The 15,680-nt window shown below is 49.0% G+C and carries 15 protein-coding genes; 2 read left to right on the plus strand and 13 right to left on the minus strand.

The window, feature by feature from the left end:
- Window positions 1-41: 41 nt before the first annotated feature.
- The 6 genes from recA to hisB all read right to left on the minus strand — a co-directional run bounded on the left by recA (window position 42) and on the right by hisB (window position 4,964).
- Window positions 42-1,049, minus strand: a complete 1,008-nt coding sequence (gene recA / locus EP073_RS00610) for a recombinase RecA (RefSeq protein ID WP_128465240.1) — start codon at window positions 1,047-1,049, stop codon at window positions 42-44.
- Window positions 1,050-1,288: 239 nt separating this feature from the next.
- Window positions 1,289-2,512 carry a CinA family nicotinamide mononucleotide deamidase-related protein gene (locus tag EP073_RS00615; protein WP_128465241.1) on the minus strand — a complete coding sequence of 408 codons (1,224 nt, stop codon included), beginning with the start codon at window positions 2,510-2,512 and terminating at the stop codon, window positions 1,289-1,291.
- The gene (locus EP073_RS00620; RefSeq protein WP_128465242.1) at window positions 2,497-2,958 is read right to left on the minus strand and encodes a phosphatidylglycerophosphatase A family protein; all 462 of its coding nucleotides are present in this window, start codon (window positions 2,956-2,958) and stop codon (window positions 2,497-2,499) included. The genes EP073_RS00615 and EP073_RS00620 overlap by 16 nt, the downstream gene beginning before the upstream one ends.
- 74 nt (window positions 2,959-3,032) lie before the next feature.
- A complete protein-coding gene (gene hisA / locus EP073_RS00625) occupies window positions 3,033-3,755 on the minus strand; it encodes a 1-(5-phosphoribosyl)-5-[(5-phosphoribosylamino)methylideneamino]imidazole-4-carboxamide isomerase (RefSeq protein ID WP_128465243.1) in 723 nt (240 codons plus the stop codon).
- Window positions 3,749-4,378 (minus strand): imidazole glycerol phosphate synthase subunit HisH, encoded by a 630-nt coding sequence (gene hisH, locus EP073_RS00630; RefSeq protein ID WP_128465244.1) that lies wholly within the window; start codon window positions 4,376-4,378, stop codon window positions 3,749-3,751. Before hisH ends, hisA begins: the two co-directional genes overlap by 7 nt.
- Window positions 4,371-4,964, minus strand: coding sequence for an imidazoleglycerol-phosphate dehydratase HisB (gene hisB, locus EP073_RS00635; protein WP_128465245.1), 594 nt, complete (start codon window positions 4,962-4,964; stop codon window positions 4,371-4,373). The genes hisH and hisB overlap by 8 nt, the downstream gene beginning before the upstream one ends.
- Window positions 4,965-5,166: 202 nt before the next feature.
- Between hisB and EP073_RS00640 the strand changes: the two genes are divergently transcribed.
- Together EP073_RS00640 and secA are read left to right on the plus strand one after the other, a co-directional pair.
- Complete coding sequence (locus EP073_RS00640; protein ID WP_128465246.1) at window positions 5,167-6,057, plus strand: phosphate-starvation-inducible PsiE family protein; 891 nt, start codon at window positions 5,167-5,169, stop codon at window positions 6,055-6,057.
- A 13-nt stretch (window positions 6,058-6,070) separates the two neighbouring features.
- Complete coding sequence (secA, locus tag EP073_RS00645; RefSeq protein ID WP_128465247.1) at window positions 6,071-8,674, plus strand: preprotein translocase subunit SecA; 2,604 nt, start codon at window positions 6,071-6,073, stop codon at window positions 8,672-8,674.
- Window positions 8,675-8,988: 314 nt separating this feature from the next.
- Here secA and EP073_RS00650 read toward each other — a convergent pair whose 3' ends face one another.
- The 7 genes from EP073_RS00650 to EP073_RS00680 form a co-directional block, all read right to left on the minus strand.
- Window positions 8,989-9,288, minus strand: a complete 300-nt coding sequence (locus tag EP073_RS00650) for an AzlD domain-containing protein (RefSeq protein WP_128465248.1) — start codon at window positions 9,286-9,288, stop codon at window positions 8,989-8,991.
- Window positions 9,275-9,952 carry an AzlC family ABC transporter permease gene (locus EP073_RS00655; RefSeq protein WP_164885227.1) on the minus strand — a complete coding sequence of 226 codons (678 nt, stop codon included), beginning with the start codon at window positions 9,950-9,952 and terminating at the stop codon, window positions 9,275-9,277. Before EP073_RS00655 ends, EP073_RS00650 begins: the two co-directional genes overlap by 14 nt.
- Window positions 9,953-10,053: 101 nt before the next feature.
- Entirely contained in the window at window positions 10,054-10,443 is a 390-nt protein-coding gene (locus tag EP073_RS00660; protein ID WP_128465250.1) for a hypothetical protein, read from the minus strand.
- 24 nt (window positions 10,444-10,467) lie between these two features.
- Window positions 10,468-11,772, minus strand: coding sequence for a GGDEF domain-containing response regulator (locus tag EP073_RS00665; protein ID WP_164885228.1), 1,305 nt, complete (start codon window positions 11,770-11,772; stop codon window positions 10,468-10,470).
- A gap of 55 nt (window positions 11,773-11,827) precedes the next feature.
- Window positions 11,828-14,074 (minus strand): hybrid sensor histidine kinase/response regulator, encoded by a 2,247-nt coding sequence (locus EP073_RS00670; RefSeq protein ID WP_128465252.1) that lies wholly within the window; start codon window positions 14,072-14,074, stop codon window positions 11,828-11,830.
- A gap of 108 nt (window positions 14,075-14,182) precedes the next feature.
- The gene (locus EP073_RS00675; RefSeq protein ID WP_128465253.1) at window positions 14,183-14,959 is read right to left on the minus strand and encodes an IclR family transcriptional regulator; all 777 of its coding nucleotides are present in this window, start codon (window positions 14,957-14,959) and stop codon (window positions 14,183-14,185) included.
- A gap of 214 nt (window positions 14,960-15,173) precedes the next feature.
- Window positions 15,174-15,680 (minus strand): nitroreductase family protein, encoded by a 507-nt coding sequence (locus EP073_RS00680; RefSeq protein WP_128465254.1) that lies wholly within the window; start codon window positions 15,678-15,680, stop codon window positions 15,174-15,176.

Genomic DNA, 15,680 nt, shown 5'->3' on the forward strand with positions numbered 1-15,680 from the left:
AAGAATATCCCTTAAGCAAAAAGCCTATTTGAATTTTACCTTTATTCTTTTTCAGCGGCAACGGCGATTCCGTAGTGTCCCCTGATCTTAGCGTCTATTTCCTTAGTTATTTCCTGATTAGCGGTAAGAAAAGCCCTTGCGTTCTCCTTACCCTGTCCGAGTTTGGTGTCGCCGTAGCTGAACCACGCTCCGGCTTTGTTGATGATGTCAAGCTTAGCGCCGAGGTCTATAAGCACGCCGATTTTTGAAACGCCTTCACCGTAGAGAATGTCGAACTCGGCGACTTTGAACGGGGGAGCTACCTTGTTTTTGACAATCTTGGCGCTGCCCTGATTGCCTACCTGCTCCTCCTTCTCTTTGAGAGCGGTGCTTCTCTTAATCTCCATACGGATTGAGGCGTAGAACTTCAGCGCGTTGCCGCCTGTGGTTGTTTCGGGGTTGCCGTAAACAACGCCTATCTTCGAGCGGGTCTGATTTATAAAAACAAGTGATGTCTTCGATTTATTGACTATTCCGGCAAGCTTTCTCAGCGCCTGACTCATAAGCCTTGCCTGAAGACCCATGTGAGAGTCACCCATTTCACCCTCTATCTCCGCTCTGGGAGTGAGCGCCGCCACTGAGTCCACGACTATTATGTCGATTGCGCCTGAGCGCACAAGGGTTTCGCATATCTCAAGGGCAGCCTCTCCGCTGTCCGGCTGACTGACTATGAGGTTATCGGTATCGACACCGATTGCCTTGGCATACACAGGGTCAAGGGCATGCTCGGCATCTATGAACGCAGCTATGCCGCCCGCCTTCTGCGCTTCCGCTATTGTATGGAGCGCAATGGTTGTCTTGCCTGATGACTCACTGCCGTATATTTCGATTATGCGCCCTCTGGGTATTCCGCCCACACCGAGGGCTATATCTATGGACAGAACGCCCGTAGATATAACGGGAAGCTTCTCAACGGCACGGTCGCCGAGGCGCATCACCGCTCCCTTGCCGAAGTCTTTCTCTATCTTGCCCATGGCAAGGTCTAAGGCTTTCCTTTTCTCTGCATCCATTTTATAGGCTCCTTAAATTTATATTTTTTTCAAGTTTATAGTCTGACTTAAGTCGCACAATCTGAATCTGAACATCCTGTCAGATTCAGATTAACGCTCGCGGCTTGCAAAGCAACCCTTCGCTCCGCACGGCGCAACTCCCTCCATGGAGTCGTTTCAATGCTTTTACAGGCTTCTTAATTTATATTTTTTCAAGTTTATAGTCTGACTTACGTCGCACAATCTGAATCTGCGCAACTCTATTTCAGTAAATCTATGAGCCAGCCGAAGGCGGTTTTCACGCTGCGTTCTCTTATGGCGGATCTGTCGCCGGAGAAGCCGTAGCCTTTCACCTCTGTTTTTCCGTTCACACTTACAGCTATGAAAACAGTGCCCACAGGCTTTTCATCCGTTCCGCCGTCAGGTCCCGCTATGCCCGTTACAGCCGCGGCGCAGTCAGTACAGAGAACTCTTTTTGCTCCCTCAGCCATTGCGACGGCGCATTCGGCGCTCACAGCGCCGTAAGTTTCTATAACATCCGCCGGAACACCGAGGACATTTATTTTAACATCATTTGAGTATGACACCACGGAGCCCTTGAAGACTGCGGAGCTTCCTGAGACAGATGTAATATCCTCTCCCAGCATGCCTCCCGTGCAGCTTTCAGCGAAACCCACGGTAAGCCCTTTTTCCTTAAGCATACGCACAAGACGGACTTGGAAGGTTTCGTCTCCGTAACCTATGAAGTTACTCTCAAACGGTTTTCTTATTGCTTCGGCAAAGCTGTGGACTGCTTGCTCATCAAAGCCCCGCACCTTCACGAGAATGTCGCCTTTGCCTACATTGATTATGCAGTCCAGCCCGTCCGGTATGCCCAGCTCACGGATAACGTCATCCACTTCTGATTCAGGCTTGCCCGCTATTCGCAGGTCACGGATATGGCGCTCCCTGAGAGGAAAGAGCTCATGGAGCCAAGGCAGCACCTGTTCATCAAACATCGGCTTCATTTCATAGGGTATGCCCGGCATGGAGATTATTCTTGAATTTCCGCAGGATACGGAAAAACCGAACGCCGTCCCCATACGGTTAAAGAAGGTTTTACAGCCTTCAGGAAGTTTTGCCTGATGAAAATGGTTTTCCTTGAGGCTTATGCCGAACTTGGCAAGCCGTTTCCTGATATGCTCAAGCTGTTCTTCGTTCAGTGTGTAGCTACTGCCTGAAACACGGCTGACCACCTCAGCCGTGAGGTCGTCAAATGTGGGTCCGAGACCTCCGGTAGTGATGATCAGATCGTATTTTTCAGATGCTTCCAGAAAGAGTTCCGCCATTCTGTCCATATTGTCGGGCAGAAGGCGCACATCCTCCACGTTTATTCCGTGCTTAACCAGACGGGAGCCTATCCACGAAGAATTGGTATCGACAATGCTCCCCTCCAGCAGTTCGCTTCCGATGGCGAACACCGCCGCTGTTACAGTACAATCCACAGCAGACCTTTAAGCACGAGAAGCGCGCCGAGGGAGTAAACCGCGGCGCCTATGTCGTCCAGCATAACGGCTATTCCGCCGCCGATCTCCTCAAGCTTTCCTATGGGGTGAGGCTTAACTATGTCGAATATGCGGAAAAGCACAAACGCCCAGAAAAGGTTAAGAGCCGAGTTCTGGAAGAACAGCATGAGAAAGTAATAGGCGGCTATTTCGTCTATTACCACTTCAGGGGCATCCTTCTCCCCTGTGGTTCTCTCATGATATTCGGCGGCAAGGACACCTGCCGCGAACAGAAGGATAAACAGCATTATCTGGTAAAACAGGGAAAACCATCCCGTGAGAATAACCAGACCTACTCCTGCCAGCGTGCCTGCCGTGCCGGGAGCGTAGGGACTTCTGCCCGAATAGAAACCTGTAGCGATAAAGTAAAGAATGTTGTGGATCATGTTAGTCAGTACCCCAGAGCCTCATTAGTTAGTTTCAGAGGCGGCGCAATGCCGTCCTGAATGCTTTTATTGAATCACCCCGCGATGGAGGCAGCTTCTTTTAAATCTATTGTTCCTTCGTAAAAGGCTTTTCCGGCTATGGTTCCTTTTATGTTCGGGTGGTTAAGCTCCCTTAGGTTCTTAACGTCAGTTATGTCCTTCAGCCCGCCGGAGGCTATTATGCCCCACGGGCTCTTGTCCGCAAGGGCTGCTGTAGCTTCTATATTAAGCCCCTGAAGCATACCGTCACGGCTGATGTCGGTGTAGATTACGCTTTCGATGAAATATCCTGCGTAGGTTTTCAGCACATCCTCCGCCTTTGTTCCGCTGGTTTCATACCAGCCCTCGGTGGCGACATAGCCGTTCTTCGCGTCTACTCCCAGTATAATCCTGTTCGGATAAGTTTCAGCGGCTTTTTTCACAAAATCCGGATCTTTTATCACAACAGTACCCAGAATGGCGTACTTCACGCCAATATCGAAGTAAGCCTTTATCCTGTCCATGCTGCGGATTCCGCCGCCTACCTCTATCTCCATATCCGCTTTCGCTATAATCCGCTTTATAGTTTCAAAGTTAGTCATTTCGCCTTTTTTGGCTCCGTCCAGATCCACTATATGGAGCCTTTTTATCCCCAATTCACGGAACTGAGCGGCAGCTTCCGCCGGATCGTCAAAGTATATTTTATAATCATCCATATCCCCCTGACGGAGGCGCACAGCCTTTCCGCCGAGAAGGTCGATAGCGGGAATTATCAGCATTTCCACTCCCCGAAGTTTTTAAGCAGCCTAAGCCCTGTCGTCTGGGATTTTTCGGGATGAAACTGAGTGGCGAATATATTGTCCCTCGCCGCGGCTGCGGTGAATGTCACTCCATAGTCGCACTCAGCGGCAATTACCGCCGCATCCTCCGACTGAACATAGTAGGAATGCACGAAATACACCATATCTCCGTCATTTATCCCGTTCAGCACTGGGTGATTTTTCTGTTTTATGCTCAGGCTGTTCCAGCCCATGTGGGGAATCTTCATCCTTTGCTTTACTATTTCATCCGGAAACTTCTTCACCGAACCTCTGAAAATGCCCAAGCCGTCATGCTCGCCGAACTCATAGCTTTTGTCAAAGAGCATCTGCATGCCCACGCAAATGCCCAGAAAAGGTCTGCCGGAAGCTATCACGCCGAGAACTGTCTCCCTGAGCCCTGCTCTCTCCAGCCCGCTTACGCAGTCCCCGAAGGCGCCGACACCCGGCAGGACAACCTTGGCCGCGGATTTTATATCACCGGCGTCTGAAGTCACCGCGGCATCGTATCCGAGACTTTCAAATGCCTTCTGCACACTGCGGAGATTCCCCGCTTCGTAATCTATAATCGCGATCTTACTCACTCAAAGTACCCTTTGTGGACATTATCCTGTCCGATTCCACAACGACTGCGTCCTTTATCGATCTGGCAACTGCCTTGAATATTCCTTCTATAATGTGGTGGGTGTTGCGCCCGAACCTTTTTATTATATGCAGGTTCACCGCAGCGCGGTCAGCGAACGCCTTGAAAAATTCTTCGGCAAGCTCAGTCTCAAAGGTTCCCACACGCACAGCCTGAATATCAGCGGCGTAGTTAAGGTATGTTCTGCCGCTGAAGTCTATGGCGCATTCAATAAGTGTTTCATCCATGGGAAGGAGAAAGAAGCCGTAACGCCTTATCCCTTTTTTATCGCCGAGGGCTTTCTTAAACGCATCGCCAAGGCATATGCCTATATCCTCCACCGTATGGTGGTCGTCCACGTTTGTATCGCCCTTCGCTATCACCTCAAGGTCAAAGCCTCCGTGACGAGCGAAAAGCTCCAGCATGTGATTGAGAAAGCCCACGCCTGTGGTTATTTTACTCTCACCGGAACCGTCAATGTTCAGCTTGAGATAAATGTCCGTTTCGTTTGTTTTTCTGGTGATTTCCGCCGTGCGGCTGCGGTTCATTTCAGGTAAACCTCCGTAAGGCATTCTCCAAGCTGCCGGTCAGCGAAAAGAGAAGCATGTTATAAGAGTGTCAGGAATAGTGCGGGCAGTCTGTTTTCCCTTTATTTTTAACGGATTTTATCATACATTACCGAAAAATAAATAACTATTTTCCTTTATCGGAAAAGCTGCCGGAGTTCGTTTTTCCCCTGCGGAGCCCCACATGAAATACTTTAAAAATCTTCAGAAAAGCTATGATGTCACGGAAGATGATCTCCGCAATATTGCGTCTCTCAAAGAGATAATGGAAAACCATAAGGAAGACTTCGTAAGGGATGTCTTTGAAAACTTCACAAAAAAATTCCGCCTGCCGGACAATGTTTATCCCGTTGTTCTCGCCAAGCACAGGGAATTTCTTATCACATGGTACAACAGGTTTTTTGAAGCGAAACTCAGCAACGCCTATCTTGCCTATCTTGAAAAATTCGGCAACCTGCAAAAGAAATACGATATAGACTACGAATGGATAAACGCCATGATGAGCTATATACGCCTATGGATGCACGAGCGGATATTCCAGAGCCTTGACGATGACGTGTACAGAAAAAATATTCTCCTAAGTGTTCATAAATTTATGGATATTAATTTTGATGCGGTTAACTACGCATTTTGCGAAAACAAAATCAGGGAATATACATCTATATTCAGTGTGAGGAACTTTGTAGTTTCCGTTTCCGAGAAATTCTCATTCCTCATGCACGCGCTGATGGTGGTCATACTCATAGTAATGACAATCGCAGCGGCAGTGCTGTTCGGAGCGGAGATACTGGCTCTGCTGAAAGAAAACGCCGACAAGGTTCTCATAACCGCTCTCGGCTCTCTGCTTATGATATGGGTTCTGGTTGAGCTTCTCCATACAGAGGTCCAGATGCTCAAAGGGGGCAAGTTCAAGATAAGCATTTTCATCGGCGTGGCGCTCATAGCCTTCATCCGTGACTTGCTTATCATAACCCTCAAACATGAAACATCCAATCCGGTAACATACGGATTTGTTCTGGTATCGATAGCGGTACTGGGAGTAATATACTGGATGATTGCAAAAACAGAAAAATAAGGAAGGTCAAAGGATGATTAAAGATCTGGCGAAAAAACTGTTCGGCGACTTCAACCAGAGGTACCTCAAAAAGGTAGCCGGTGTTGTCGATAAAATAAACTCTCTTGAGAGCGTCTTTGAAAGACAATCCATTGAGGAGCTCAAGGCATGCACGGCGGAGTTCCGCAGGCGGCTTGAAAACGGAGAAAGCATTGACGACCTCCTTCCCGAAGCATTCGCTGCCGTAAGGGAAGTGAGCAAACGCAGAATGCACATGAGGCACTTTGACGCGCAGCTCATAGGCGGATACGCACTGCACAAAGGCAAAATATCAGAAATGAAAACCGGTGAAGGCAAGACCCTTGTGGCGACCCTTCCCCTTTATCTTAACGCTCTCGAAGGCAAAGGCGCTCACCTTGTAACCGTGAACGACTATCTCGCCAGACGTGATGCCCTCTGGATGAGCCCTGTTTACCTCACTCTCGGACTCAGTGTCGGCATTATCCAGCACGAAGCCTCATGGCTTGTGGAGTGGGAGGATGAGGAAACCTTCACCGCTAAAGCCGTTCCCTGCAACAGAAAACAGGCATATGCGGCAGACATTACCTACGGAACAAATAATGAGTTCGGATTCGACTATCTGCGTGACAACATGAAACTCTCCGTTAACGATATGGCGCAGAGAAAGCTCCATTACGCAATAGTGGATGAAGTGGACAGTATCCTTATAGATGAAGCGAGAACACCACTTATTATAAGCGGTCCGACTGAAAACTCCACTAATGTTTACTACAAAATAGATGAGGTAATCCGCCTGCTTAACCCTCAAACTGATTTCAAGATTGATGAAAAGCGCCGTGATGTCCAGCTTCTTGACTCCGGCATAAACTCCATAGAAAAAACTCTCGGGCTGGAAAACCTTTTTGATGTCGCCAATGTTGACACCCTTCATTATGTCAACAACTCGCTGAAGGCTCACGCGGTCTTCAAGCGGGACAAGGACTATGTGGTGGAAAACGGCAAGGTAATAATTGTCGATGAATTTACAGGCAGGCTCATGCCCGGCAGAAGATACTCAGACGGTCAGCATCAGGCGATAGAGGCAAAAGAACAGGTTGTGATCGAAAACGAAAACCAGACACTCGCATCCATAACCTTCCAGAACTACTTCCGCATGTACGCCAAGCTCGCAGGCATGACCGGTACCGCCGCAACGGAAGCAGGCGAATTCATGCAGATATACGGACTCGGCGTGGTGAGCATACCCACACACCGCAAAATGATAAGAAATGACAGAGCGGATGTTATATACAAGACCGCCCGTGAAAAATACGAGGCGATCGTAGCCGAAATAGAGGAAATGTTCAAATCAGGGCGCCCCGTCCTTGTGGGAACCTCATCCATTGAGAAGTCTGAGCTTGTAAGCAAAATGCTTGAGAAAAAGAAGATCAGACATGAGGTACTCAACGCCAAGCACCACGAACGTGAGGCTCAGATAGTAGCTCTCGCCGGGCAGAAAAGCGCGGTAACCATAGCAACCAACATGGCGGGACGCGGGACGGACATTAAGCTGGGCGAGGGAGTACTCGAACTCGGCGGTCTTCACATTCTCGGTACAGAGCGCAACGAATCCAGAAGGATAGACAACCAGCTCAGAGGACGTGCCGGACGTCAGGGAGACGCTGGCTCATCAAGATTCTTCCTCAGCCTTGAGGATGACCTCATGCGCATCTTCGGCTCCGAAAAGATCTCCTATATCATGAACAAACTCGGCATGAAGGACGGAGAACCGATTGAGCACAACATAATCTCCAAAGCCATAGAGAACGCACAGAAAAAAGTCGAAGCGATGAACTTTGAAGTGCGTAAATACCTGCTGGATTACGACAACGTAATGAATCAGCAGAGAACCATCGTCTACGGACTCCGCAACAGCATCCTAAACAAGGATCAGGTGGAAGAAGTAGCCAGAGAAACCATCAACAATACCATTAACTCCCTCTATGACGAATTTGTCACGGCGCAGGAGAAGCCTGATCTCGACGGCTTTATGAAGGCTCTGAAAGAAACCTTCGCCATTGATGATATATCAACTGACGTCAAGAAAGCCGATGACTTCCTTGACACCGCCGCTCTAAAGATCAGGGAAAAATTCGACGCCAAGAAGGCTGAGTTCGGCGAGCACTACAGAGGGCTTTTCAGCTACCTGATGATAAGCATGCTGGACGATAAATGGAAGGAGCACCTCCTCAGCATGGATCACCTCCGTGACAGTGTGCGCCTAAGAGGATACGGACAGAAGGATCCTCTCAACGAATACAAGCGAGAGGCGTTTAACCTCTTCGCCGCTCTCATGGACAGAGTTTACTCCAACACCTGCCGCATCCTCTTCAACGTCAGAATGGGGCAGAAGCAGGAAGACGTGGATCTTGAGAAGAAAGAGCAGGAACGGCAGAAAGCAGCCAGAATATCCGAAGAGCGCAGAGATGTTCTCTCCGCCGCTCCCAAAGATGAGAAAGCGAAACCGGTCAGAAGAGTTGTTCCCAAAGTTGGCAGAAACGATGACTGCCCCTGCGGAAGCGGCAAAAAATATAAAAAGTGCTGCGGTCAGAACGAAGCCGACAGTGATGATGTTTAAATCCTAAGTATTTTGCTATGCTGAGGAAACCCTTCTTTAAAGAAAAAGAAGAGTTTCCTCGGACTCCTTCACAAGGAGCCGGACTTTGTTTAAACTGTTTTTAAAACTCTGTATGTAATATTATTGTGTTTCTGAGACTTTTTTAACGGCAGAAAGATTCCCTGTATCTCCTCAAAAAACAGTCTTTTCGACTATATCCCGATATTATTTTCCAAGCTTAAGATTGTTTTGTCTTTTTCAAGCAACCCGATTTCCCTTAAACTTGAGTTTTTGAGGAGTGTAGGGGTACTTTGTTTCAAAAAGTTCCCCTTGCTTTAAATTATCAGAAGCAAAATGTAGACTGCCATAACGCCTGAGGCAAACACGGCAATGAGGCTTCTGCCCATGAAGGCAAGCACTGCTGAGGTTATGATTCCTCCTGCTGCCGCAAGCGGCGGGGTGACGGAGAACAGTGCTCCGGGGAATATAAGCGCGCCGAGGGACGCGTAAGGGATGAATCTGAGAAATCTGTTCAGCCAAGGAGCCAGACGCATATTTTTAAGAAAAACCATCGGGAGCATTCTCGGGATGTACGTCACCAGAGCCATGAGTATGATTATGTTAAGCTTGCTCATTCTCTTCTCCGTGCAGAACAGCGGCTGCGAAAGCACCGGCTATGGTGGCGCCGACTATCATCCATCCCGAACCCAACTCAAAAAACGGCTGAAAGTACAGAGCGCCGCTCACCGCCATTGAGCACAATGCGGCGGTCACAGCTGGTCTTGTTCTTTTAAGCTCCGGCACAAGCAGACCTATGAACAGTGCGTACAATCCGAATGTCAGGCTCTGTTTAAGGGTATCGCTCAGGATTGAGCCCGCCATGACTCCGACGAAAGTTCCCGACGCCCATGCGGAGTAAGCCGTGAAATTAAGCCCGTACAGATAGGAAGGAGTGAGCTTTTCCTCCCCGCTCATGCTGGCGACAGCGAACGTTTCATCCGTGACCCCGAAAGCCGCCAGCGCCGATTGAGACTTCGTTGTCGCTTCCGGCAGTCTTCTGGAGAGGGATGAACTCATAAGAAAATGGCGGAAGTTCAGCACAAAGGTTGTGAGAACAATCTCCCAGCCGCCTACCCCCATGCCGAACATGCCGGCACCGACAAACTGGGACGCTCCGGCAAAAACTATTAATGACATGAGAACGGCAAGCCAGCCGTCCAGCCCTGCGGAGACAGCGGTAAGACCAAACGAAACAGCCACAGGAAAATACCCGGCGGCTATGGGAAGCGCATATTTCAAGCCTTTGGAAAAATGATTAGGACTCAGGGGATCACCTATAAAGCAACAGTGCTGTGTACCGCTTTATTATATAGAATGTTTCATGTGAAACAACAGAAATTTCAGTCGAAGAGTTCCACTCCGGCGGCACTTTCACGCTCTTTTTCCTTCTCCGCCAGCCATTCGTCAGTGGAGAAGCGCTTAACATGAAACGCAGTGACAAAATACGCCGCACCGCCGCAAATGTCTCCCCTGCCACCGATAACCGCTATGCTCAAGGCTACCGCAGCGGGATAATCCGCCCTGTTTTCCTGTAATTTATGTTCGATGAGAGAGGCGAAATGTCCGCAGAGCTCATCAACCATACAGGCATCGGCAGAGGTGAACAGCACTTTCCCGTCCGGCTGCCTTTCGCCTCTGAAATTCGATGCGTGCAGCAGCACAAGTGTCTTCTTATCCAGATACTCTTCAGGCAGAGCAGGAGAAATAACCGCATGGCGGAATGTTTTCATCAATCACCGGCAGAATTTTATGAGTTAAAGAAAAGTTACTTTTTCCACTCTGTTGCGTCCTCTGCTTTTTGCCATGTAAAGGGCGTCATCAGCGGTTTTAATAATAAGATCCCTAGACTGGAGCAGGACATACTCGGTCACGCCGAAGCTGCATGTCACTCTGCCCACATGCGGGAACTGCTGGCGCTCTATCTTGCCCCGTATCTTGTCCGCAAGCTGGAAGCCGCCGTTTATATCTGTTTCGGGAGCGAGTATTATAAACTCCTCTCCGCCGTATCGGGCAAATGTGTCCACAACACGCACATTCTGTCTGACAAGCTGGGCTATCTCTTTGATAATACTGTCGCCGACCTGTCTTCCGTAGCGCTCGTTTATTTCGCTGAAGCCGTCTATGTCGAACAGAATAAGAGTAAGGGGACGGGTGTAGCGCTGCACCCTGTAAAGCTCACGATCCAGCTCCTCAAGAAACTTCTGCCTGTTCACTACTCCGGTCAGGGGATCAACCATCGCTGGTGTTTCCCCTATTGCTGAAGCTGTCTCAAGAGTGGATATATCAACCATTGAGACAAGGACGGAGTGCTCCTCCTCCACCCTGTTCAGGCGCACAAGGAAGTTCTTTGCCTCGCTTTTGAGCTTTCCGGCTCCCTGCATTTTGAGAACCGCCTCGTCCAGATTTCCGTCAACAGCTTTTTTCAGCCAGCTTTTCAGATCCGCTCCGCAGTATCCGCTGCCGTCCTTAAGTATATTGACACCTTCCAGAACAGCTGTCCTTGTACCGAGTTCCGCCATGTCCTCATAGCCGATGTAGCGGAGGAAGGCTGTATTCATGTAATATATTTTTTCAAGGTCTGTAATGAGGTAAAATTCCGCGGAATTTTCCATAACAAGACGGAGCAGTCTGTCCTTCTTGGCTTTTTCCTTCTGCTGAATAATATTGAGAGCAACTTCGCTGAGGAGGCTTCTGAGCTTCTTGATGTCCACAGGTTTCTTGATGTACTTCATTGCGCCTATGTCGATGGAACCGACGAGATATTTTTCATCATCGTACCCGGTGGTGATGATTATCGGTACATCCGCGTTCTCTTTTCTTATCTCTTCCGCCATCTCAAGCCCGTTCATAAGAGGCATCTGAATGTCGGTAATAATTATGTCCGGCTTCTCCGACTTGAATACCTCAAGCCCCTCTATACCGTCGGACGCGCTGTAGACCACACCGAAATTTTTGCCGAGAAAGCCGGAAAGCTTATCTCTGGCATCCGATTCGTCTTCAACGCAAAGTATCGTGATTTCCTTCATTGCTTCAGGAAAATCGTCCGTCCATTTATTCATCTCAACCTTCATGCGTTATATAATAATCTTTATCAAAAAAAATCACAGGGTATTATTACCCGCCGCTAACACTTTTCTCACTCGCTGCTTCCGCAATAGCCTTCAGGAGCGAGTACGCAAAGACAGGCTTCCTGAGAATTATTTTCCCTTCACTGCCGATCCCTTTTCCTTTCAGGGATTCGTCGTCATATCCGGTCATATAGATTATCGGCAGATTTCCGTATTTCTCAAGCAGTGCTTCAGCGGCAATTACACTGCCCGAATCCGCAAGCACCATATCAATCACAGCCAGAGAGACTTCACCAAGATGCTCAAGCTTATTGTACATGGACGGATACCCGTCAAAGCTCACAGCACGGTAGCCGAATTCCTCAAGCATAGTTTCTATTCCTTCCCTGACTCCCGGATCGTCGTCTATAACAACCACAGATCCCTTCAGCTTCACCAAACTGTCAGACGTTGCAGCCGCGCAGGAGATTTCATCTATATCCACAAACGGAAATTCCAGCGTGAAAACTGTCCCGTGACCCAAAATGCTGTCACAGACTATCTTTCCGCTGTTTGCGTCCATGAGGTCCTTTACTATAGCCAGCCCAAGCCCCGTCCCTTTTCCTTCGCTCTTAGTTGTGAAGAAGGGCTTGAAAATATTCGCCAGAACATCGGCGGGCATGCCTGTGCCTGTATCCCCTATACGGATCAGCACGCTCTTCCCTGAGGGGCTTTTAGAGCTTGCGACAGTAAGCAGCCCTCCGTCGGGCATTGCGTCCCTTGCGTTGTTAGCGAGGTTCAGCAGAATCTGCTCTATCTGAGACTCAACCGCTCTTATTCTCGCTCCTCCGCTGTTCATTTCAACATCTATTACAATATCCTCCGGAAAAACCAGAGAGATTATATCCGTAACCTTGCGAACAGTGCGCTCAAGCTCTATAATCCTGTACTCCTGCTCCTGCTTCCTGCTGTAGCCGAGAAGCCCCTGTGTGAGCGCCCTCCCTGATTCAGAGAGTTCAACAAGCTTATCCGCAAGGTAGCTCAGATCCTTCCTGTCCTTAAGCTTACGGCTTATCACACTCGCAAAACCGCCAATCGCAGTGAGTACATTGTTGAAGTCATGAGCTATCCCGCCAGCCAGCTCACCGAGGGTTTCCATCTTCTGCGCATGGATGAGCTGCATTTTCATCTCGTTAGCCAGCGTGGCGTCCTCATCAAAAAACGCCAGATTAGTTATCTCGCCTTTTGAGTTTCTGATTGGAGAAACAAATGAAAGTACCTCTACCTGCCCGCCGTCCTTAGTTATGCTCTTTGTCCGCCCTGCCCATCTGCGTCCGGAGAGAACTGTCGCCCAGATGCGGTCATACTCTTCGCTGTCTTCGATTATGTTTTTTATTATCTTTATATTCTGCCCTATTATATCCTTTTCGCCGAAGCCCGTCTGTCTGTGGAGCTTGGGGTTGGCATAGGTTACCGTGCCGTCCTTCTCTGTGACAAATATCCCAGAGGTGCTGTGCTCCACTACCTGCATCATACGCATTGCGTTTTCATGGGTGCGTATCTTCTCGCTGAGATCTTCAAGCCGCGCGTAGAAAAGGTTTTCGTTCTTTCGGTAAACCAGCTGCACGGTGGCTTCACTCTGGTGCACTTTGCCAGTTTTGGAGACTATTTCGGTGAAAAGCACGATTTTGTCCTGCTCCCCTTCCGAAACTCCCGTAAGCCTTTCCCTCAGCACTTCTGCGCTGAGGTTCCGCACCAGATCGACTGGTGTCATGCCCCGCAGCTCGCCGAAGCTGTACTCTGTTTTCTCTATCACCGCGCGGTTGACGTATCTGAACCTGAGGCTCTTCTCATCTATGAGAAAGATAAGATCCCTGCTCTCCTCAATCATATCGGTCAGCAGCTCTCTTTCGTACTCCTCATAATCCTCTCTGCGCACCTTTTTTCTGGACAGAGCGCCACTGACCGATTCCATCAGTCCGGCTATGTCGTCCTTGGTGCGAAAGTCCGCAGCACCCCGCCGCACGCACTCTACAGCGCCGCGTACATCGGAATAGGCGGAAAATACAAAAACAGGTATCTCCCTGCCGGAAGCGTTTATAATGTCCAGTATTTCAAAAGCATCGGTTTTGCTGAGATATTCTTCGGACACCACCATGTCCCAGTGGCGTCCGGTGAGAAGTTCGTGAAATTCGTCCGTTGTGGACGCCAGAGCGTGGATCTCTATTGTGAAATGCCTTTTGAGAGCTTCGAGAATTCTATTTTTTTCAACTCCTGAGTCTTCAACAAAAAGAACGCTGACTGAAGGCAACATAAATCACACCGCCCGGGAATTGAGGGAATACTGCGGATCAGTCCGCAGTCAGAACAGCGGCAACGAAACTGCCGAAACAGTTTCCGCAGGTCAAGGACTTCTCTTTTATCAGCCCCTGTAGCCGAACTTGATGGACAGCGCTTTTGCCGCTTCCTGAACTATATGCGCGATTTCCGTTTCGACACGTTCCATCGGAATGCGTTCCACAGGCGCGCTTACGCTTATTCCCGCTATAACATTGCCCATGAAGTCTCTCACGGGAGCACCCACACACCTTACCCCGATTTCGTATTCCTCATCGTCCATGGAGTAGCCTCTTTCCTTGATCAGTCTGAGGTCAGCTTTAAGGGCGTCCATTGAGCCAATTGTGTTTTTGGTGAAAGTCATCATTTCGCCCGGGTAAAGTTTTTCAACATCACGCATGTCATAGTATGCGAGCTGAGCTTTCCCCGTGGCAGTGGCGTAGGCGGGTCCGACATTGCCTATGCGGGGAAGCACCCTGACGGCGTGGTCGGTTTCTATAACATTAAGGTAGACGACATTACCGTCCCTCATTACGCTTATGTAAGCGGATTCCCCTGTCTGCTGTTTAAGCTGCTGGAGAACCTGAATGGAGATTTCGATTATGTTAAGCTTGTTTATATATGCCTGAGATATTTGGAATGTCTTCACGCCGAGCCTGAAGTTGCCGGTATAACGGTTGTATTCAACATAGCCGAACATCTCAAGTGTTGCCAGCAGCTTGTTTACGTTGCTTCTGGTAAGGTTGAGCTTTGTAACGACATCGCTTATGCTGAGCTCGTGCTCTCCGTCACCGAGCAGCTCAAGAATATCTATGGCGTTGTTCACCGCTTGGACGGCATATTCCGACTTATCTCTTTTCATTTTAGTCTCCGATAATAAATTAAAACCAAACGTTGTTACGAAAGACGGCAGCCAACGCATAGGTATCTAAATCTATTACATAATCTTATTTTTTGTCAATATAAATCATGTTTGAGGAAGAATGCCCCAGATCTCTCTTATAACAGCAGAACAGGGCAGCGGGCGCTTTCACGCCCGTTTTATCAATAATACCCTTAAAATATAAAATTAGCATTCAAATAAAACAGCAGATGTCCCCGATGCTTTTTCTTTTTTTGATTTCGTGCGCTGTTCCTGCGGCATAGCCGAGAGGAGTCATAATATAAGGCTTCTCATTCTCCGGCAGATTCAGCGCAGAGGCAAGCCTGCTTTCATCGAAAGCAGCTATCCAGCAGGTGCCTAGACCTCTTTCATGGGCGGCGTTTATGAAATGGTCTGCAATTATCGCAATATCGCACATAAGATAATCAGTGCCGCCCGCCCTCATCCAGTTTTCTCCCCGAAGCCCGCAGAAGACAGCGATCATCGGCGCGTCTTTCAGCCAGTCTCTCGGGTATGCTCCGCATACCGCTCCTCTGAGCTTTTCATCCCGTACTACGTATATTTTCCAAGGCTGGAGGTTGCATGCGCTGGGAGCAATGCGCGCGCACTCCAGAATGTATTCGAGATCATCGTGCCTTACTTCCGTGTTTTTGTAGCCACGACAGCTGTACCTGCCCTTGGCTGTCTCGCAGAAGCTCAT

The organism is Geovibrio thiophilus (genome assembly GCF_004087915.1).
GTDB lineage: Bacteria > Chrysiogenota > Deferribacteres > Deferribacterales > Geovibrionaceae > Geovibrio > Geovibrio thiophilus.